Genomic DNA, 19,743 nt, shown 5'->3' with positions numbered 1-19,743 from the left:
ACGGGCCGCGTTTTTGTTTGTGGTGAGAGGGAAAACAGTTTGCGGACCATGACAGGCTGATCAAGTTTGCCGGATATGATGGCCCGCTGGCGGCGTCGGTGGCACGTGGGATCAGATCCGGGCGAACCTTGCCACGTCATCCTCTTCAAAGAACTTGAAACCGTTGCGGCCGTTTTTCTTGACCTCGTAGAGCGCCAGATCCGCGCGCTTGATCACTGGACTGGGATCGATCTCGGCGCCCGTGATCGGAGAGATACCGACGCTGACGCCAACTGAGATGAGCTGCCCCTGTACGGCAAATGGCGTTCCGATCTTGCGAACAATACGGTCTGCAATTTCGGCGGTTCCGGCATTTCCCGACCCGGTTCCTGTGAGAATAATCCCGAATTCGTCGCCACCCAACCGGGCGACAAGGTCGGAAGACCGGACGCATTCCCGCAAACGCTGTGCAACGGATTTCAACAATTCATCACCGACATCATGGCCGAAGCTGTCGTTAACCGGTTTGAATTTGTCCAGGTCGAGAAGCATCAGGTCGCCGGCAAGGCCGTTGCCTGCCGCCGAAACCAGAGTTTCGTCCAGCTTGGCGTTGAACAGCGTGCGGTTGGCTAATCCCGTCAAGGTGTCATGGTGAGCCGCATATTGAACTTTTTCAGCGGCCAGTTCACGCAAGGTGATATCCTCATGGGTGCCGATCCAGCCTCCGGCGGGCAGGGGGGCATGCACGGCACTGATGATCTTGCCGTTGGGATGTCTGAATTTCGAACGGACCACTTCACCTGCCGACAGGCGGATCATCAGGTCCATCACGTGTTCCTGGACATTGCCCTCGAATTCTCCGCGTTCCTTCTCCGCCTGAATCAGTTCTATCAGGCTGACGCCCTCGCGCACGTCGCCTTCGGGTTTGCAGAAGATTTCGATATACTGTCTGTTCCACAACGTGAGACGGCCGCGTGCGTCGAAGACACTGACGCCCTGGCGCATGTTGGCCAGAATTGCTTCGAGCTCCTGTGAGCGGTTTCTGGCAAGCCGTTCGTTAGACGCCAGTTGCTCTTCCAAGTTCTTGCGGTCGGTGATGTCATAAAAATTATGAATCAGACCTCCGGACGGCAATGGTGTGCTTCGGGTTTCGATATAATTGCCGTTTGCTGCACGACGTTCGAAAACCTGGGACGTATTCAAATCGTAATGCCGGAATCGCTCCAGAGCGAGGGTCTCCGGATCACCTGGTCCATAGTCTCCTCTTTTCGCGTTGTAGCGGAAGAAATCATAGAGATAGGGTCTGCCGTCAATCAGCTCCTTGGGATAGTTCAACAACTGGCGGAACTGTTCGTTGCTCGACGCAAGCCGATGCGTTTCATCGTAATAAACGATGCCGCCGGGAAAGTTGTCGAAGATGCTTTGCAGAGTGTCGGCCTGCTGCTTGGTTTCGGTGATGTCCGTCAGCGACACGACCACGCCGTCGAGATCGAATTCCTGATCCTCGTCAACAGGTCTGGCGCTCAGGCGCAGCCATCGCCGCGGGCGTCCGTTGGTAGGCGACAATCGGGCGATGACATCCCGAATCGACCCAGGGTCGCGCGCAGCAAGCTCAAGAGGTGCATCGCACTCGCCCTTGCCTTCCAGGTCGCAACGAAGGCCAAAGTCGACGTCGGACACATTCATGCCCATCAGGTCCTTGTCGGCGAAGCCGAGCAGATCGACCGCCGCAGGATTGGCTGACTGAATTTCACCGGTATGGGTCAGCAGAAGGATACCTTCGCTGAGCGATTCGAGCGTTGTCCGGTGCACGGCCTCGGAGTGACGTAAAATATGTTCCGCCCGCTTTCGCTCGGAAATATCGAAGAAACTCGTGACAAGCCCTCCGCTTGGCAGCGGAATGCCGCGCACTTCCAGATGGGTTCCGTCGGGACTGACGCGTTCATAGATATGCGGTTCGGGATTGTCGAACTGCTCGAATCGTTTTTCGACAAGCCTGGCAGGGTCTCCGGGGCCGTAGTCTCCCCGTTCAGCCAGATAGGTCGCCACTTCCAGAAGGTGTGCCTTGCGATCGATGAAGCCCTGAGGCAACTGCAGTAATCTTTGAAAATTCCTGTTGCAAACCGCCAGCCGTCTCTCCGCGTCGTAATAGACAAGGCCACCGGGCAAATTGTCGAAGATGGCCTGAAGCGCGATGAGCTGGCGCTTTGTCGCCGTAACGTCGGTCAGGGAAAGAACAACACCATCAAGACCAAGGGCATTTGTGTCGCCAATCGATTTTGCATTCAGACGGAGCCAGTTGGACTGGTCTGTCCCGTGCCGGGCCACATTGGCGACAACGTTCCGGACCTTGTCCGGATGTGTCGCTGCCAGTTGCAGAGGATTGCAGCCGCCAACTTCGCCGTCTTCCTCGCAATGAATGGCCAGATCGAGATCCTGAACATTCTTGCCCTTGATTTCCGCGCTCGAATAGCCGAGCAGAGCGGCGGCGGCAGGATTGAGTGACTGGATCTGTCCGGCTCTGTTGATGAGCAGAATACCTTCGCTCAAGGATTCAAGAGTGGTTCTGTGAACTGCCTCGGAATGGAGAACCGCCTGCTCGGTCTGCTTGCGTTCGGTGATATCCTGGAACGCTCCGACCAGGCGTGTCGGGCGACCACCTTCCGTGATGGGCCTGCCTGCCGTGCGAACCCATATTTCGCGTCCCTTTGCGGTGACGAACGGCAGTTCAAGATCCCAGGCGACACCTTCCCTGATGCTCTTGATAACGGCATCCGAGATCTGGCGGCGGCAATCCGGCGCGTAGAACGAGAGCGCCATGTCGACGGTGGGTTTGAAATCCGTGTCGACTTCATGGATATCGCAGGTTTTGTCCGTCCAGGTCACCGTGTCCGTATCGATGTCGAATTCCCAGCCACCAACGCCCGAAACGGCTGTAATTTCTTCAAGCAGGTCGCTTTTCCGGATTGCCAGCCGCTGCTGTTCTTCGGCGGCCCGAAGAGCGGACTGCGTTTCACGTTGTGCCTGGTGCGACTTCATCAGTCCCAGAACAACGGTTCCGAGTTGACGAAGCTGGTTGAGCTGGCCTTCGCTTGGGTGCATTGGCTTGTTATCGAGGACGCACAGCGTTCCGAGCATGTGCACACCGTCGAGGGACAGCGGATAACCCGCATAAAACCGAATGAACGGCTCCCCCACCACACGCTCGGAGTTGCAAAACCGCTCGTCTTTGGAGGAATCGGTGATAACCGTGAGCTCTCCCGACAGGATTGCCAGATCGCAGAAACTGCCCGCACGCGCGGTGGTGTCACTCTCGATGCCCATACGGGCCTTGAACCAAAGCTCGTCCTCGCCAACGATAGAAATGCAGGCCATGGGGCAGTCGAAAATCGTGGCGAGCGCGGAAACAACCGCATCGTATTCAGGAAGACGTTCAGAATGCAGAATCTGGAGGCTGTCTAGCGCCCTGAGACGTTCCTGCTCGCTGTGTACCGACACAGAATTCATGATGCACAGCGTCTCCCGGACAAACGCGCTCAATTCTCGGGTTCCGATTAATTACTTTTACCCAAGGAACCAAAACAAATACTTAACTTCGGGAGGTTGAATTGATTTGTCTATAAATACAGGGTTGTTATTAAAGGCTAATCCAATTTTTTCAAAGGCTAACGAGCCTCTAGGTAATATTGGGTGCGAATATTTGCGCAGCGGGAAAAGATGAAATGAATACAGGGGGGCCTTTGCGTCCCGTGCGGTGCGCCGCTGCGCGATCCGTACTGCTCCGTCTCAGTGAGCGCCTTCCGGATACAGGCAACAAAAAACCCGGCCTGACGACCGGGTTTCGAGGTGCGTGGTCTTGGCCACGGTATGTCTGCTTTTCTCGTTCAAGCAGCTTGAACAGCTTTTATGCCGCGCGGCGGAAGGACAGGCTCATGCCACCACCGGAACGGTTGCGGCGGCGCTCTTCCGGCGGGATGTAGACGATGGCACTGTGTTCGGTGCAATAGGATACACCGGCTTCAACGCGCGTGCTGCACGGGAAGATGTAGTTACCAGAGTCGCCTTCTGCCCATTTGCAGCAGCCCGGGCGCGGGAGAGACAAGTCAGCCATGACGTTTTCCTTCGTTCTTCTTCTAACCAAGCGACAAAAGCGCTCGAGCATCCTCGGGAGGGAGGATCCGAACAGCTTTCGACAGAAATCGGATGTAAGCGGCGCCCGGGACGTCATCCGTTGTCCAACCCAAATGGGTGCCCTTCAGCAAGCGCAGGCATTACATAAGCGGCATGTCACAAAATTGCAATAGAATAGCTGGCAATTCCGGCCTGCACTCAGTGCATACCGGGTTAATGTAGTGTTATCGTTTGTTTTTATTGCTTCAGCTTACTTTGCAAGCTCAAAACTTTAGCCTTTTGTCCCAGGCAACTTGCCTCCGGCTTGCCGAAGCGCGTCGGGCGTATCGAGATCCAGTCTTGCGGCTGCGCCAATCTCGACTTCAGACACAAACCCGGGATTTTCGCCAATGATATGGCGAGCACCGACGTCGCCGCTCAGGGATTTCAGAGCTTCGAAGAAGCGCCGGTCCCACAAGACGGGATTGCCGCGCTTGCCGTCGGCTGTCGCGGTGACGATCAGGCTGTTGTCGTTGTCGCGGTAGGCGCTGATCAGCTTCGTCAGAACATCGCTGCCGATGCGCGGCATGTCGCCAAGAAGCACGATTACGGCGTCGGTATCGGCGGCAAGGGCATTCATGCCGGCGCGGATCGATCTGGCCATGCCATCGGCGAAATCGGGGTTATGCACCAGCGTGACGCCCAGATCTTCAACCTGTGCACCGACCTCCTCCGCAAGATGCCCGGTCACCAGAACGGTCTGCGTCAGGCCCGCGCCGGTCGCGGCTTCAGCGGCGTGCCGGATCAGTGTCTTGCCGTCCAGTGTCGCAAGCAACTTGTTCGGCCCGCCCATGCGCGAAGACTTGCCTGCTCCCAATATGAGAGCAGCGATCTTTGCGGCCCCGCCTTTGCGTTTGGCCTCGCGTGGTTGCGGCCGTGTTCCGATTTCCATCAACAGCCCTCCGACACCCATGGCCGTGATGTCGTCTGGACGGACCTCCAGCCCGGCCAGAAGACGATCGAGGACCCAGTCGAAACCGTTCTCCTTCGGGCTGCGCGCACAGCCAGGTGCGCCAAGCACCGGAAGACCGTCGAGACTGCCGAGCATCAGCAGATTGCCCGGATCAACCGGCATGCCAAGGTGATGAACCGACCCTCCGGCGAGATCAAGTCCTGCAGGCAGCACATCCTGCCGATCGACAACGGCAGAGGCGCCGAACAGGATCAGAAAATCGGCGCCTTCGCTCTTCAGTGCCAGAAGGGCTTCGGCAACGGCGTCCTTGTCGTGGGGCACCCGGCGTTCGCTCAGCACCGTTGACCCGCTCGGCAGGAGACGGTCTTCCAGCACACGGCGGGTCTTGTCCATGGTTGACGATTTGAGGTGAGGCAATTGCGTTGCCACAAGGCCGACCTTGCGCGGACTGAAACCGGCAACACGGACTGCCTCCTTGAGGGCCTCCTCGGCGGCGCTCAGTTGCTCTTCCGGCACGGCGAAGGAAATGATCTTTGCGGTTGCGACCATGCGTCCGGTCAGAACCTTGCTGTAATTCGGCAGCGTCGCGAAGGTGATGGCCGGATCGATCCGGTTGGCCGCGGTGATGGCGTTCGCATCGACCACCAGAATGCCGTTGGTGCCGGCATAAAGGTTCATGCGACCCGTGAAGGCGGTGTCGGTCTCAAGACCTGCGCCTGCTGCTGCGGTTGCAAGCCGTTGGGCGGCCGCGTCCTCGCCAGTGTCGCCAGGCTCTGTCCGGGCGACCACGAGGCTGGTGATTCCGGCGGCGGCTATGTCGGCACAGTCTTGTCCGGTCAGAGGGTGGCCTTTTTTCAGCACACGGTTCGGCAGAGCCGTTCGGTGCGCGAGAATACAGCCTTCAGCTTCTTCCGGCGGACAGGGGCCGAATTTCATGCGGCAGCTCCCGGGGCTGTTCGCAGTGCCTTGATGATGGCGCCCAGCACCGCCACCGCGATCTCCTCCGGTGATGCCGCACCGATATCGAGGCCGATCGGAGCATCGATCCGGTCAGACAGGTCGGGTGCAAGACCTGCTTCGGCAAAGCGTTTCAGCCGCTTGCCATGGGTCTTGCGGCTGCCGAGTGCGCCAACATAGAAACAGCCGGTCTTCAGCGCTTCCATCAAGGGGAAATCGTCGATCTTGGGATCATGCGTAACGGCGGCCATGGCCGTGAAGGCATCAAGCGGGGCGTCCTTCAAGACGTCTTCCGGCCAGGCCGCCTTGAGCGTGCTTCCGGGAAAGCGGTCTTCCGTGGCAAAGGCCGTGCGCGGATCGATAACGGTCACATCAAGCCCGGCGATCTCCGCCATCGGCACAAGAGCCTGGCTGATATGAACGGCGCCGATGATAACCAGACGCGGTGCGGGCACGGATACGTTCAGAAAGACCTCGCCGTCTTCACCGGTGATCATGCCGGATTTGCCGGACCGGAATCTCTTCGCGAGTTCCTCCGCAAGGGGATCACCTGAAAAATCGTCGGACTTTCGAACAAGACGTTGCCGCCCGTCCGTCATGTTTGTCACCAGAATCGCTGCGCGGCGTGCGGCGCGGTCCTTGTTGAGGTCGCTGAGCAGTGAAAGGTCCATGGTCTATGTGCGGTCCGTTGCCAGTTTGAGTCCAAGGCCGACCAGAAGCGATCCACCGAGCCATCGTGTGAGGCTCTGGAGCTTCGAAGCTCTGGTCAGGCGTTTTTTCACTTCCGAGGCAAACAGCACGGTGACGATATCCGCCGAAGTGAAGGCACAGTTGACGATCGTGCCCAGGATCAGGAACTGAGCCCAGATCGGCAGGCCGGCGTCGGGGCTGACGAATTGCGGCAGGAACGCAATGAAGAAGATGGCGACCTTCGGATTGAGAACCTCCACCAGGACGCTGTCGGCAAAGGCCCGCTTTTCTGACTTCTGCGGCAAACTGGGCATGGGACCGGCCGCCACGCGGGTGCGGATCATCTGGATGCCGAGGAAGATCAGGAAAAGTCCGCCGACCAGTTTCAGCGCAAAATAAAGCGCGGGTACGACGGAAAAGATCGCCGACAGGCCGAACGCGGCGGCAACAACGTGGACATAACAGCCAAGGTGAATTCCGGCAGCAGCCATGAAACCGGCGCGACGTCCGCGGGCAATCGTCTGCGCGGCCGTATAAAGCAGGGCGGGGCCGGGCATATAGGCGAAAAGGGCCGTCGCGGCAATGAAAGCAAGCAGGGTTTCCGTGGTCATCGAAATCGGATCCGGGATCAGCTGACAGGTTCGACGTAAACGCGGATGCGGCCGCCGCAGGACAGGCCGACACGCCAGGCGGTCTCGTCTGCGACACCAAATTCCAGCGTGGTCGGTTTGCCGGTCTCAATCACGTCGATTGCTTCCGAGACCACCGCCCCCTCGACACAGCCTCCGGAAACGGAGCCTTCGAAATTGCCTTCGGCATCGATCACAAGATGGGAGCCGACGGGACGCGGAGCGGAGCCCCAGGTCTCAACCACCGTTGCCAGAGCAACGGAACGGCCAGCGCCGCGCCAGCTTTCCGCAGTCTTCAGAACATCGGGAATGGAAGTCGTCTCTGTGGCCGTCATGACGTCGCCCCTTCAAGGTAGGACCTTCAATATAGATCTTTCTGAATTTGATGAAAGAGATGAGGCAAGGGAAAGCAAGGGCCCCACCTGCTTTTCGCAAACGGAAGCATGAGGCGGGTTCAGCCGGGGCTCCTGCCGATACTCATGGCCCTGCCTCGGCACGGTAAACGGACCTACGTATACGGACCTGTTGCCCAGCCATAAAAAAACGGCCCCTCGCAGGGAGGAGCCGTTCAGGTTGTGCGGGGTATTTTTTCGGGCTTATTCGGCTGCCATGCGCACGGCGGGGGCGGCGTTCAGCACCGCACCGTCGACATGGGCTTCAAAAGTCTCGAAGTTGCTGACGAACATATCCACCAGCTTGGCGGCCTGAACGTCATAGGCATCCTTGTCGGCCCACGTTTCGCGCGGTTTCAGGATGGTATCGTCGACGCCGTCAACGGAAACCGGAACATCGAAGCCGAAATTGGCGTCGGTGCGGAACTCGGCATCCTTCAGGCTGCCGTTGAGCGCGGCGGTGAGCAAAGTACGTGTAGCCTTGATCGGCATTCGGTGGCCGGTGCCATGGGCGCCGCCTGTCCAGCCGGTGTTGACCAGCCAGCAGTCCACATTGTGCTTGGCAATGAGGTCCTTCAGCAGGTTGCCGTATTCGGACGGATGCCGGGGCAGGAAGGGGGCGCCGAAGCAGGTAGAGAAGGTCGCCTGCGGCTCGGTCACGCCTTTTTCGGTGCCAGCCACCTTGGCGGTGTAACCGGACAGGAAGTGATACATTGCCTGGGCTGGTGTCAGACGTGCAATCGGAGGCATGACGCCGAACGCATCAGCCGTCAGCATGATGATCGTCTTCGGCATCGGCGCGCAGCCGGTGTCGCTTGCGTTGGAGATGAAGTGGATCGGGTAGGCGGCGCGGGTGTTCTCGGTTTTCGAGCTATCGTCGAAATCGGGCACCCGGTTGTCGTCCAGCACCACGTTTTCCAGAACGGTCCCGAAGCGCTGGGTGGTGGAGTAGATTTCCGGCTCGGCTTCAGCGGAAAGCTTAATGGTCTTGGCGTAGCAGCCGCCTTCGAAGTTGAAGACGCCGCTTTCGCTCCAGCCGTGCTCGTCGTCGCCGATCAGCGTGCGGGAGGGGTCGGCGGAAAGCGTGGTCTTGCCGGTGCCCGACAGGCCGAAGAAGACGGCTGTGTCGCCATCGTCGCCAACGTTCGCCGAGCAGTGCATCGACATTACGCCCTTGGCCGGCAGCAGGTGGTTCAGCATGGTGAAGACGGATTTCTTCATTTCACCTGCATAGGAGGTGCCGCCGATCAGGACGATCTTGCGCGTCAGATCGCAGGCAATCACCGTCTCGCTGCGGCAGCCGTGCCGTGCCGGATCCGCCTTGAAGCTCGGCAGATCGATGATGGTCATGTCCGGAACGAAGCCTTCCAGTTCGGCGGTTTCAGGCCGTAGCAGAAGGTTGCGGATGAACAGCGAATGCCAGGCATATTCGGTAAAGACGCGCACCGGAAGGCGGTGGGTCGCGTCGGCGCCGCCATAAAGATCCTGCGCGAACAGCTCCATACCTTCCGCATGGGCCTGGAAGTCGGCCAGCAGCACGTCGAAATTGGCTTTCGACATCTGCGCATTGTTGTCCCACCAGACCGTGTCGCGGGTTTCCTCGTCCAGGACTACGAATTTGTCCTTCGGCGAACGGCCCGTGTGGATGCCGGTCTCGGCGACAATCGCACCGCCAGCCGCCAGCCGCGCTTCACCGCGAGACAGGGAATATTCATAAAGAGCAGGCTCGTTCTGGTTCCAATAGAGCGCTTTCAGGCCTTTGAAGCCGAAAGTTTCGCAACCAATTGAGGGATTCCTGACACCTACTTCTTGCATGTTCCCGCAGTCCTCGTGATGGGGGCTAGTTTTGTCACGGCCGGAGAAAGTTAAGAAAAGCTAAATCTGGCTGTGAGGGCTGCGAACGTAGTGGAATGACTAAACGGCAGCAAGACTACCAAAGGAGCTATGTAATTGTTTAATCGATTAAAAATCACCATTAAATCGCCGATGATTAATTTGGACATCGAACTAAAAATCGAAACTTTCGGAATGTTCGAAATGTTGATTGAATCGAAAGAAAGTGCGTTCATTTCGCACTTGCGATAGAGACTCGGCGGAGCCTGGCCAATGAAATCCCGAGACTTGACGTTAAGTCGGTCTCTTGAAATCTTTTACAGTGATCCCCACCAATGCAGCCGGCTGGGCGGTCTTTGTGTCCTGCAAGCATATCGGCGGGCGGATTGCCTTAATTTATGCGCATTTAGCAGGCCAAAGGCTGTGTGTTACATTAATGCCGATGCGCGCCATCGGTGCGTTGCCGGAAATGGAAAAACAAAGCATGCCGACAATTGCCCTGGTCGATGACGACCGCAACATTTTGACTTCGGTCTCAATCGCATTGGAAGCGGAAGGCTATCGCGTTCAAACCTACACCGACGGAACATCGGCGCTCGACGGCCTGCAGAGCGACCCGCCGGAACTCGCGATTTTCGATATCAAGATGCCCCGCATGGACGGAATGGAACTGCTGCGACGCCTGCGCCAGAATTCCGACCTCCCGGTGATATTCCTCACCTCCAAGGATGACGAGATCGACGAACTCTTCGGCCTGAAGATGGGCGCCGACGATTTTATCCGCAAACCCTTCTCGCAACGGCTTCTGGTCGAGCGAGTGCGCGCGGTGCTGCGCCGGGCGCAGCCGCGCGATGCTTCCACACCGCGTGACGATGCCGACAAGCTGCTGGAACGCGGTCAGCTTGTGATGGACCAGGAGCGCCACACCTGCACCTGGAACGGCAAACCCGTCACACTGACGGTCACCGAATTCCTGATCCTGTCCGCGCTTGCGCAGCGCCCCGGCGTCGTCAAGAGCCGGAATGCGCTGATGGACGCTGCCTATGACGATCAGGTCTATGTTGACGACCGCACCATCGACAGCCACATCAAGCGGCTGCGCAAGAAGTTCAAGGTTGTTGACGACGACTTCGACATGATCGAAACCCTCTACGGTGTCGGTTATCGTTTCCGAGAAGTCTGAAACGGACCGGTAGAGCGACAGTCCCGGTAAAACCTGGAAACGATCTGCTTTTGGCTGTTCAATCGGTTTCGATTGAACAGCCTTTGATCTAATGTGAGCCCGAATGGCGGTGGAAAGCGAGCGCGCGGAAGAGATTGGTGCATCTGAACCTCAGAACGGTTCGGATCGGTCTCGTCTGCGCCGTCTCGGCAACAAGCGCATCCGCCGCCGCCTGCTCAACCAACTTGGCCGTATCTTCGGTACCTATGTACTGTCATCGCTGACACGTCGGATCATTGCCATCAACCTTGTTGGCTTGCTGGCACTCGTGATCGGCATTCTCTACCTCAACCAGTTTCGTGCCGGTCTGATCGACGCACGGGTGCAGAGCCTTCTGACCCAGGGCGAGATCATTGCCGGGGCAATCGCAGCGTCGGCCACCGTCGACACGGGCACAATCACCGTCGACCCGGAGCGCCTGCTGCAGCTGCAGGCGGGTGAAAGCATCACCCCGACCCAGGAAGACCTCGACAGTCTCGATTTTCCGATCAACCCGGAACGGGTCGGACCTGTCCTGCGCCGTCTGATCTCCCCGACCAAGACGCGTGCCCGGATCTATGATCCGGAAGGCATTCTCATTCTCGACAGCCGCCACCTTTATACCAGCGCCCAGATCCTGCGCTTCGACCTGCCGCCCCCGACGGCGGAAGAGGAAGGCTTCTGGGATTCAGCCTGGCAATGGGTCAAGCGCTGGCTGCGCCAGGGTGACCTGCCGATCTATCAGGACGTCGGCGGCGGCGATGGCCGCGCCTATCCGGAAGTGGAGGCAGCGCTTGCCGGGTCTCCTGCCAGCGTGACGCGAATTTCCCAGCGGGGTGAGCTGATCGTCTCAGTTGCCGTGCCGATCCAGCGGTTCCGGGCGGTACTTGGAGCGTTGCTCCTGTCGACCCAGGGCGGCGACATCGATGCCATTGTTCGCGCCGAACGCATCGCCATCATTCGCGTGTTCCTGTTTGCCGCCACGGTTACCATTCTTTTGTCGATCCTCCTGGCCGGCACGATTGCCGGTCCCGTCAGGCGCCTTGCGGCCGCTGCGGACCGGGTGCGGCGGGGCTCGACCTCCCGCGAAGAGATACCGGACTTTTCGGACCGCCAGGACGAGATCGGTCACTTGGCCCGCTCGTTCCGGGAAATGACTCACGCGCTCTACAACAAGATCGATGCCATCGAGCAGTTTGCCGCAGACGTCGCACATGAGTTGAAGAACCCGCTGACATCGCTGCGCAGCGCAGTGGAAACCCTGCCACTGGCCAAGTCCAAGAATTCGCAGGATCGGCTGATGGAAGTCATCCAGCACGACGTCCGCCGTCTCGACCGCCTGATCAGCGACATTTCGGATGCCTCCCGTCTCGACGCGGAACTGGCCCGGATCCAGGCCGAACCCATCGACCTGGCCGAGCTGCTGCGCAACATGGCGGATGCGGCCAATCAGCGGTCCGGCGTGGAAGAGGCAAGTGTCAAACTGGCTGTCGCCGACGCTCAGGGAACCAAGCCCTACCAGATGCAGGGCCACGACATTCGCCTTGGACAGGTGGTCAGCAATCTTCTGGACAATGCCAGGTCCTTCTCTCCCGCCGACGGTACGGTTCGGGTGGACCTCAGCCGGGACGGCCAGATGATCAAGATCATCGTGGACGACGACGGTCCGGGGATCCGTGCGGAAAACACGGAACGCATTTTCGAACGCTTCTATACCGACCGGCCGGACGGCGAAGGCTTTGGCAACAACTCCGGCCTCGGCCTGTCGATCTCCCGGCAGATCATAGAGGCGCATGGCGGCACCATCACGGCAACCAACCGGCTGGTGCCCGGCAAGGGCGGTAAGGAGAAGATCGCAGGCGCCCGTTTCACCATCTATCTGCCGGCAGGGCGATCCAAGTGATGCGGCCGGCCGTTCACGCCAACAGCGTGATCGTTGGCACCGCAGGCCTTCTGATCCGGGGGGATGCGGGAAGCGGCAAGACGTCCCTTGCGGACGTCCTGATTGAGGCGGCATGCGCCAAAGGCAATCTCGGGATTCTGGTGGCTGACGACTACACGCATGTCGGCGCAACTGGCGGACGTCTGGAGGCGCATGCACCCGGAACGATCGAAGGCCGCATGGAAGTGCGCGGGTTCGGAGTTGTCGAAGCTCCCTTTATGCCGCACGCGCAAATTCACCTGGTGGTCGATCTGAACCCCGCCGAAACCATCGAGAGACTGCCCGAGCAGCCCCTGGCATCGATCTGCCTTGACGGCGTGCATTTGCCGGTCGTTGTCTGCCCGAAAAACGATCTGACGCATTCCCTGCGGTTGATCCGCTGGGCATTACGACACCTTTTCCCCAATGGGCCGGATTATATTTGAGGCAGCAGCGGCGTTTTTTGCTTGCAACTGTCGAAGCGGTTGAAGAGAGTGCATCAGACTGATAAACGCCCGGCTCTTCCCTGATCCCATTTGGATCTTGAGCTTAACGCACTCGATAATCAGGCTAACTGACGCATGATCGGACTTGTACTTGTTACGCACGGGCGCCTTGCTGAGGAATTCAAAGCGGCGCTGGAACATGTTGTCGGTCCACAGGAACAGGTTGAAACCATCTCCATTGGCCCGGATGACGACATGGAGCAGCGGCGCCAGGACATTCTGGCCGCTGTGGAAGCTGCCAATTCCGGCAAGGGCGTCGTGCTTCTGACGGACATGTTCGGTGGCACGCCGTCCAACCTCGCGATTTCTGTCATGGACAGCAAATCCGTCGAAGTGGTCGCCGGAGTCAATCTGCCGATGCTGATCAAGCTCGCCAGCGTTCGTGCCGACCGCGAACTGGCTGATGCCGTCGATGAAGCCCGTCAGGCCGGCCAGAAATACATATCAGTCGCCAGCCAGGTACTGTCGGGCCAGAACTAAATCAATCAGAACTAAAACAATAATGACAACGCAGACCCTGTTGGAAAAAGACCTCACAATCGTCAACCGGCGCGGCCTGCACGCCCGGGCCTCCGCAAAACTCGTGAAGCTGGTCGAGACGTTCGAAGCGGACGTCCAGGTCTCCAAGGACGGTCAGACGGTTGGCGGGACCTCGATCATGGGTCTGATGATGCTCGCCGCCAGCCCGGGTTGCTATATCACTGTCAGTGTGACCGGCTCCGATGCGGACGACGCAATGGCTGCGATTTCCGAGCTTGTCGAGAGCGGTTTCGGCGAAGAAGATTGATTTTGACCTATCGCGCCGCCACCATGCGGTACACATTTCCTTTGCGGTCGATCGAGTGAATTCCGGGCATCGGCCAAGTCTTTCCAAACCGAACCGGGGGCCGACATGGCGAGCCATCCTCAGGACCGACTGATCTCCGCTGCGCGTACCGCGCTGACCCATGTCCACGAGGCGTTGGAACTTCAATTCGCGTTCGAACTCTGGGACGGATCCCGGGTGCCTGCCGATGCACCGGCGGACGGGCTGCGGCTTGCGCTTTCCGAAACGGCCCTGACGCGTCTTCTTCGCCGCCCCGGCATCAAGACGCTGATCGATCTCTACGCAAATGGCGACGTCGACCCGCGCGGTGGCAGTATTTTCGACTTTGCCGAAAAGCGGCCGGCTCTCAAAAGCCGGGAAATTCGCAAGCGCCTCAACAAGACCCTGCTGCTGAAAACCGGATTTTCGCTCTGGCGCGGCTCTGGCCGCAAGGCAGAAGCCAACCCGGACGGGCTTGATGCCGGGCAGTCAGCGGACCGAAGCTCCGGCAGCCGCAAGGACGACATCGCGTTCCATTACGACGTTTCCAACGACTTCTATCGGCTCTTTCTCGATCCGGAGATGGTCTATACCTGCGCCTATTTCTCCGACTGGTCGAACGATCTGGCGACGGCGCAGAAAGACAAGCTCGACATGATCTGCCGCAAGCTGCGGCTGAAGCCGGGCGACCGGATGCTCGATATCGGTTGCGGCTGGGGCGCCCTGATTTGCCACGCCGCCGAACATTATGGTGTGACAGCCGTTGGTGTCACACTGGCGGAAGAACAGCTGAAGCTTGCCGAGGAGCGGATCAAGGCGCGTGGCCTGGAAGACAAGGTCTCGGTCAAGCTGATCGACTATCGCGACATGGACGGGAAGTTCGACAAGATCTCCTCCATCGGCATGTTCGAGGCGGTCGGGCTGGACAATTACGACAATTATTTCCAGAGCGTGCACCGCCTGCTGAAACCGCGGGGTGTCTACCTGCACCATGCGATCACCCGCCGCGGCAAAAAGGATCTGAAGGCGTTCCGTCGCAAGAAGCCGGAATACCAGGCGCTGGTACGCTACATCTTCCCGGGTGGGGAGGTCGACCACATCGGCTGGACGCTGACCAATCTGGAAGCGCACGGCTTTGAGGTGCACGACGTCGAAGCCTGGCGCGAGCACTATGCCCGCACGACACGGCTGTGGGCGGAAAACCTGATGAAGGTAAAGGACGCGGCTGTCGCGGAAATAGGCGAGCACAAATATCGTCTGTGGCTGGCCTATCTCATCGGCGTCTCGCTTGGCTTCGAACGCGGCTCCATCGGCATCTTCCAGACGGTCGCGACGCGTCGCACCAAGGGGCCGTCAGGCATGCCGCCGTCACGCGCGGATCTCTACAGGACGTGATCGGGACATATGATATAAAGAATTCTTTATATCTTTATTGCGTGATGACACTGCTGACGCTATAACCCCTTCCAACGATTTCCGGAGCCTTCCGGATTTCGGCTGTCGCCCGCCCCTGGTGCCGTTTTGGCACTGGTTCACGAGATGGCGGCGACACTCAAGGGGCCTTGCGCCTGAAGCTGGCTCAAAACAGCAGGACATATTCATGACCGACTACATCATTAAAGACATCGGGCTCGCAGACTGGGGCCGCACCGAAATCGAGATTGCCGAGCACGAAATGCCGGGCCTGATGGCCTGCCGCGCCGAATTCGGTGACGCCAAGCCGCTCAAGGGTGCCCGCATTGCCGGTTCCCTGCACATGACCATTCAGACCGCCGTTCTGATCGAAACGCTGGTTGCGCTGGGTGCGGAAGTCCGTTGGGCGTCCTGCAACATCTACTCCACGCAGGACCAGGCAGCCGCTGCGATTGCCGCAGCCGGTATCCCGGTTTTCGCCGTCAAGGGCGAAACCCTGGAAGAATACTGGGATTATGCCGACAAGATCTTCGACTTCCCCGAAGGCGCGAACATGATCCTCGACGATGGCGGCGACGCCACGCTCTACATCCTGCTCGGCGCACGGGTCGAGGCCGGTGAAACCGGTCTGATCGAGAACCCGAAGTCGGACGAGGAAGAGTGCCTGTTTGCTCAGATCAAGAAGCGCATGGCCGCCAACCCGGGCTGGTTCACCAAGCAGAAAGAACTGATCCAGGGCGTTTCGGAAGAAACCACCACCGGCGTGCTGCGTCTTTATGAAATGCAGAAGAAGGGCGAACTGCCGTTCCCGGCGATCAACGTCAACGACAGCGTCACCAAGTCCAAGTTCGACAACCGCTATGGCTGCCGTGAATCCCTGGTGGACGGTATCCGCCGCGGTACCGACGTGATGATGTCGGGCAAGGTTGCTGTTGTCTGCGGTTACGGCGACGTCGGCAAGGGCTCCGCCCAGTCGCTGGCCGGTGCAGGTGCCCGCGTGATCGTCACCGAAATCGACCCGATCTGCGCCCTGCAGGCTTCCATGGACGGCTTCGAGGTCAAGACCATCGAACAGGCGCTTCCGGAAGGCGATATCTACGTCACCGCGACCGGCAACAAGGACATCATCACCTTTGACCACATGCGTGGCATGAAGGACATGGCGATTGTCTGTAACATCGGCCACTTCGACAACGAAATTCAGGTTGCTGCCCTGAAGAACACCCAGTGCCGCCCGGTCAAGGATCAGGTCGACATGTATGTGTTCCCGGATGGCAAGCGCATGATCCTGCTCTCGCAGGGCCGCCTGGTGAACCTTGGCAACGCCACAGGTCACCCGAGCTTCGTGATGTCCGCCAGCTTCACCAACCAGGTTCTGGCGCAGATCGAACTCTTCACCAAGGGCGATCAGTACAAGAACGAAGTCTACGTGCTGCCGAAGCATCTGGACGAGAAGGTTGCCCGCCTTCACCTGGAGAAGCTCGGCGTCACGTTAACCGAATTGTCGGACGAGCAATCTCAATATCTGGGGATTAATAAGGCTGGTCCGTTCAAGTCGGAACACTACAAGTACTGATTCTGGATGAGGCGACTACTACATCTGGTGATTGCCTCGATTCGGACGTGTGAACAAAAAAATGCAGGACCCTTTAATTTTAAGGGTCCTGTTAACTTTTCAATAACGGACTCTTCTGCGTGATTCTCAAAAAGGTTATGGTTTAGGCGAATCAAAGGCCACGAGGCGGATGTCTTTGATTTGCTCCCAGAAACCGGGAGCTGCAGCCCGCAAGAACAGGGCAAGGCGGCACAAGGGGATCACAATATGCCGATAAGCGGCAGGGACGACGCGCGGCCACGCGCGGCGTGGCGAGATTGGAGTCTGAAATCGGTGAAGCTCGGCGGAACGGCGCTGGCAGGCTGGGGCCTGTCCTGCGGTTCGGCGGCAGCCGACATGCTCGCCGACACGACTGCTGCTATTTCCCCCGATAACATGATTCTTTTCGGTGCGTTAGGCGGAATGTGCGCGTTTGCCGTCACCGCATCTGTCGCTCTCGTGCGACATCGCAAGCAATCCGGACTGCTGACCGACACGCTGGAAAAGGAAAAAAGCGATCTGAAATTCCGGGTGGACCGCCTGGAGGCGATGCTCAATACCGATGAGCAGCGTGTGATCGTATGGACCGGCAACGGCGCCATGCCGCAGATCTGGGGCATTCTTCCCGAAAAATCGGGCGTTCCGCGCCCGCCGGCGCAATTGCTTGCGTTCGGCAGCTGGCTTACGGCGAAATGCGCCGGCGATCTGGAACGTCATCTGGACATGCTGTTCCGCACCGGGGAAGCCTTTACCACCACCTTGAAGACCCGAACAGGCACCTATGTGGAAGCGCTGGGGCGCACCACCGGCGGTGCCGTGGTCCTGCGTCTGCGCGATCTGACCGGCGAACGGCAGATGCAGGCGGAACTTGCTGCCCGCAATGCCAAGATCTCCGGCGAACTGCATATGCTGCACGCGCTGCTGGACGCCATGCCGGCACCGGCCTGGCAGCGCGACGCGGAAGGAAATCTCATCTGGGCCAACCAGGCCTATGCGGAAGCGGTCGACATGACCGACGCCGATCTTGCGATCAAGGAAGGCGCAACCTTCCTTGACGCTGCAGCCCGCACCGCAATGGCTGTGCAGCGCACCGAGGACGGCTGTTTCAACGCGCGCATTCCGATCGTCGCCTCCGGTGAGCGCCGGGTGTTCGAGGTGACCGATGTCAACGCCAATGTCGGCGGGGCCGGCATTGCCGTGGACATCAGTGAACTGGAACAGGCCCAGAAGGAACTCGGCCGTGCTGAGGACTTCCACGGCCGCACGCTCGATCAACTGGCCGCCGCCGTTGCCATCTACAGCGCCGACCGCAAGCTTCAATTCTACAATGCGGCCTTCCGCCAGCTCTGGGATCTCGATCCCGCTTTCCTGGAAAGCCGGCCGGAAGACAGTGCGGTTCTGGATGCCTTGCGCGCGGCGCGCAAGATCCCGGAACAGGCCGATTATCGCGTCTGGCGCAACAAGATGATGGAAAGCTACCAGTCGCTGGAAGCCCGCGAAAGCTGGTGGCATCTTCCGGACGGCCGCACACTGCGCGTCATCGCCAATCCGCATCCGCAAGGCGGTGTCACCTATATCTATGAAAACGTCACCGAACAGCTCGATCTGGAAAGCCGCTACAACGCGCTGACCCGCGTCCAGGGGGAAACCCTCGACAATCTGTCGGAAGCAGTTGCCGTGTTCGGGTCCGACGGGCGCCTGCGCCTGTGGAACCCGGCCTTCGGCCGCATCTGGGGTCTGGAAGAAGATCAGCTTTCCGAATTGCCGCACGTCAAGGAAGTCGTATCCGCCTGCACGCTCAGCGAAACCGAGCGTGATGCCTGGGAACAGCTTGCCGGCAACGTGACGGGACTTCTCGACAACCGCACCCAGAAGGTCAGCCGTCTGGAACGCCACAACGGCGACGTTGTCGACTATGCCACGGTTCCGCTGCCCGATGGCGGCACGCTGGTGACCTTTGTCGACGTGACCGACAGCGTCAATGTCGAACGAGCGCTTCTGGAAAAGAACGAGGCGCTGGAACAGGCTGACCAGATCAAGAACGCTTTCATCCAGCATGTTTCCTATGAGCTGCGCTCACCGCTGACCAACATCATTGGTTTCGCCCAGCTTCTGGCCGATCCGAAATTCGGCGAACTGTCCGACAAGCAGAGCGAATACGCGGACTATATCCAGTCCTCCTCCTCGGCGCTGCTTGCCATCATCAACGACATCCTGGACCTGGCGACGTTAGATGCGGGCATCATGGAGCTGGACCTTGGTGAGGTCGACGTCGCACCAACGGTCGCCGCAGCCGTCGAAGGGCTGAAGGACCGGATCGCAGAAGCCCGCATCAACCTGCGGACCCATGTGCCCGGCGATATCGGCATGATGGTTGCCGACGAAAAACGCCTGCGCCAGGTCCTGTTCAACCTCATCTCCAACGCCGTGCGCTATTCCGAGCCAGACGGCGTGGTCGATGTCAGCTGCAGCCGCGAAGACGACAAGGTGACCTTTGTCGTCAAGGATCACGGCTACGGCATTCCTGCTGAAATCCTCACCCAGGTCTTCAACCGCTTTGTCGGGCACGACACCGGCTCGCGCCGTCAGGGTGCAGGTCTTGGCCTTGCCATCGTCAAGAGCTTTGTCGAACTGCATGGCGGCACGGTCGACATTCAGTCCGCTGAAGGCAAGGGCACGACCGTCACCTGCGTTTTTCCCGCGCGGCCCGAACTGGCGGACCAGGCGGCGGCCGAGTAGG

The 19,743-nt window shown here is 59.2% G+C and carries 15 protein-coding genes; 8 read left to right on the top strand and 7 right to left on the bottom strand.

Annotated features, from left to right (window positions below; translation table 11 throughout):
* Positions 1-111 precede the first annotated feature (111 nt).
* The 7 genes from ACYQ54_RS17290 to ACYQ54_RS17260 form a co-directional block, all read right to left on the bottom strand.
* Entirely contained in the window at positions 112-3,486 is a 3,375-nt protein-coding gene (locus ACYQ54_RS17290) for a PAS-domain containing protein (RefSeq protein ID WP_460084476.1), read from the bottom strand.
* A gap of 397 nt (positions 3,487-3,883) precedes the next feature.
* On the bottom strand, positions 3,884-4,090 hold the full coding sequence (locus ACYQ54_RS17285) for a hypothetical protein (protein ID WP_022998990.1): 207 nt from the start codon (positions 4,088-4,090) through the stop codon (positions 3,884-3,886).
* Between the two features lie 291 nt (positions 4,091-4,381).
* Positions 4,382-5,998, bottom strand: a complete 1,617-nt coding sequence (locus tag ACYQ54_RS17280) for an NTP transferase domain-containing protein (protein ID WP_460084474.1) — start codon at positions 5,996-5,998, stop codon at positions 4,382-4,384.
* The gene (locus ACYQ54_RS17275; protein WP_460084471.1) at positions 5,995-6,690 is read right to left on the bottom strand and encodes an XdhC family protein; all 696 of its coding nucleotides are present in this window, start codon (positions 6,688-6,690) and stop codon (positions 5,995-5,997) included. The genes ACYQ54_RS17280 and ACYQ54_RS17275 overlap by 4 nt, the downstream gene beginning before the upstream one ends.
* 3 nt (positions 6,691-6,693) lie before the next feature.
* Entirely contained in the window at positions 6,694-7,320 is a 627-nt protein-coding gene (locus ACYQ54_RS17270) for a LysE family translocator (protein WP_460084468.1), read from the bottom strand.
* Between the two features lie 17 nt (positions 7,321-7,337).
* Positions 7,338-7,673: an XdhC family protein gene (locus tag ACYQ54_RS17265; protein WP_006935528.1), complete on the bottom strand. Its 336-nt coding sequence runs from the start codon at positions 7,671-7,673 to the stop codon at positions 7,338-7,340.
* A gap of 261 nt (positions 7,674-7,934) precedes the next feature.
* A complete protein-coding gene (locus tag ACYQ54_RS17260; RefSeq protein WP_460084465.1) occupies positions 7,935-9,545 on the bottom strand; it encodes a phosphoenolpyruvate carboxykinase in 1,611 nt (536 codons plus the stop codon).
* A 502-nt stretch (positions 9,546-10,047) separates the two neighbouring features.
* Here ACYQ54_RS17260 and ACYQ54_RS17255 point away from each other — a divergent pair.
* From ACYQ54_RS17255 to ACYQ54_RS17220, 8 genes are all read left to right on the top strand, one after another.
* Positions 10,048-10,746 (top strand): response regulator transcription factor, encoded by a 699-nt coding sequence (locus ACYQ54_RS17255; RefSeq protein WP_031268674.1) that lies wholly within the window; start codon positions 10,048-10,050, stop codon positions 10,744-10,746.
* 103 nt (positions 10,747-10,849) lie between these two features.
* The gene (locus tag ACYQ54_RS17250; protein ID WP_460084462.1) at positions 10,850-12,667 is read left to right on the top strand and encodes a stimulus-sensing domain-containing protein; all 1,818 of its coding nucleotides are present in this window, start codon (positions 10,850-10,852) and stop codon (positions 12,665-12,667) included.
* Positions 12,667-13,131: an HPr kinase/phosphorylase gene (locus tag ACYQ54_RS17245; RefSeq protein WP_460084460.1), complete on the top strand. Its 465-nt coding sequence runs from the start codon at positions 12,667-12,669 to the stop codon at positions 13,129-13,131. Before ACYQ54_RS17250 ends, ACYQ54_RS17245 begins: the two co-directional genes overlap by 1 nt.
* 135 nt (positions 13,132-13,266) lie before the next feature.
* Positions 13,267-13,671, top strand: coding sequence for a PTS sugar transporter subunit IIA (locus ACYQ54_RS17240; RefSeq protein WP_022998980.1), 405 nt, complete (start codon positions 13,267-13,269; stop codon positions 13,669-13,671).
* A 22-nt stretch (positions 13,672-13,693) separates the two neighbouring features.
* Positions 13,694-13,978, top strand: a complete 285-nt coding sequence (locus ACYQ54_RS17235; protein WP_460084457.1) for an HPr family phosphocarrier protein — start codon at positions 13,694-13,696, stop codon at positions 13,976-13,978.
* Between the two features lie 105 nt (positions 13,979-14,083).
* Positions 14,084-15,391, top strand: coding sequence for a class I SAM-dependent methyltransferase (locus ACYQ54_RS17230; protein WP_460084455.1), 1,308 nt, complete (start codon positions 14,084-14,086; stop codon positions 15,389-15,391).
* 205 nt (positions 15,392-15,596) lie between these two features.
* Positions 15,597-16,985 (top strand): adenosylhomocysteinase, encoded by a 1,389-nt coding sequence (gene ahcY / locus ACYQ54_RS17225; RefSeq protein ID WP_460084452.1) that lies wholly within the window; start codon positions 15,597-15,599, stop codon positions 16,983-16,985.
* Between the two features lie 312 nt (positions 16,986-17,297).
* A complete protein-coding gene (locus ACYQ54_RS17220; RefSeq protein ID WP_460084450.1) occupies positions 17,298-19,742 on the top strand; it encodes a PAS domain-containing sensor histidine kinase in 2,445 nt (814 codons plus the stop codon).
* The last annotated feature ends 1 nt before the right edge of the window (position 19,743 follow it).

Source organism: Roseibium sp. LAB1 (assembly GCF_054658235.1).
This window is presented reverse-complemented; position numbering and strand designations above follow the sequence as displayed.

Coding starts and splice junctions, on each gene's coding strand:
- ACYQ54_RS17285 (WP_022998990.1), bottom strand. CDS start 4,090: ATGGCTGACTTGTCTCTCCCGCGCCCGGGCTGCTGCAAATGGGCAGAA.
- ACYQ54_RS17280 (WP_460084474.1), bottom strand. CDS start 5,998: ATGAAATTCGGCCCCTGTCCGCCGGAAGAAGCTGAAGGCTGTATTCTC.
- ACYQ54_RS17250 (WP_460084462.1), top strand. CDS start 10,850: ATGGCGGTGGAAAGCGAGCGCGCGGAAGAGATTGGTGCATCTGAACCT.
- ACYQ54_RS17265 (WP_006935528.1), bottom strand. CDS start 7,673: ATGACGGCCACAGAGACGACTTCCATTCCCGATGTTCTGAAGACTGCG.
- ACYQ54_RS17275 (WP_460084471.1), bottom strand. CDS start 6,690: ATGGACCTTTCACTGCTCAGCGACCTCAACAAGGACCGCGCCGCACGC.
- ahcY (WP_460084452.1), top strand. CDS start 15,597: ATGACCGACTACATCATTAAAGACATCGGGCTCGCAGACTGGGGCCGC.
- ACYQ54_RS17235 (WP_460084457.1), top strand. CDS start 13,694: ATGACAACGCAGACCCTGTTGGAAAAAGACCTCACAATCGTCAACCGG.
- ACYQ54_RS17230 (WP_460084455.1), top strand. CDS start 14,084: ATGGCGAGCCATCCTCAGGACCGACTGATCTCCGCTGCGCGTACCGCG.
- ACYQ54_RS17270 (WP_460084468.1), bottom strand. CDS start 7,320: ATGACCACGGAAACCCTGCTTGCTTTCATTGCCGCGACGGCCCTTTTC.
- ACYQ54_RS17290 (WP_460084476.1), bottom strand. CDS start 3,486: ATGAATTCTGTGTCGGTACACAGCGAGCAGGAACGTCTCAGGGCGCTA.
- ACYQ54_RS17245 (WP_460084460.1), top strand. CDS start 12,667: ATGCGGCCGGCCGTTCACGCCAACAGCGTGATCGTTGGCACCGCAGGC.
- ACYQ54_RS17255 (WP_031268674.1), top strand. CDS start 10,048: ATGCCGACAATTGCCCTGGTCGATGACGACCGCAACATTTTGACTTCG.
- ACYQ54_RS17240 (WP_022998980.1), top strand. CDS start 13,267: ATGATCGGACTTGTACTTGTTACGCACGGGCGCCTTGCTGAGGAATTC.
- ACYQ54_RS17260 (WP_460084465.1), bottom strand. CDS start 9,545: ATGCAAGAAGTAGGTGTCAGGAATCCCTCAATTGGTTGCGAAACTTTC.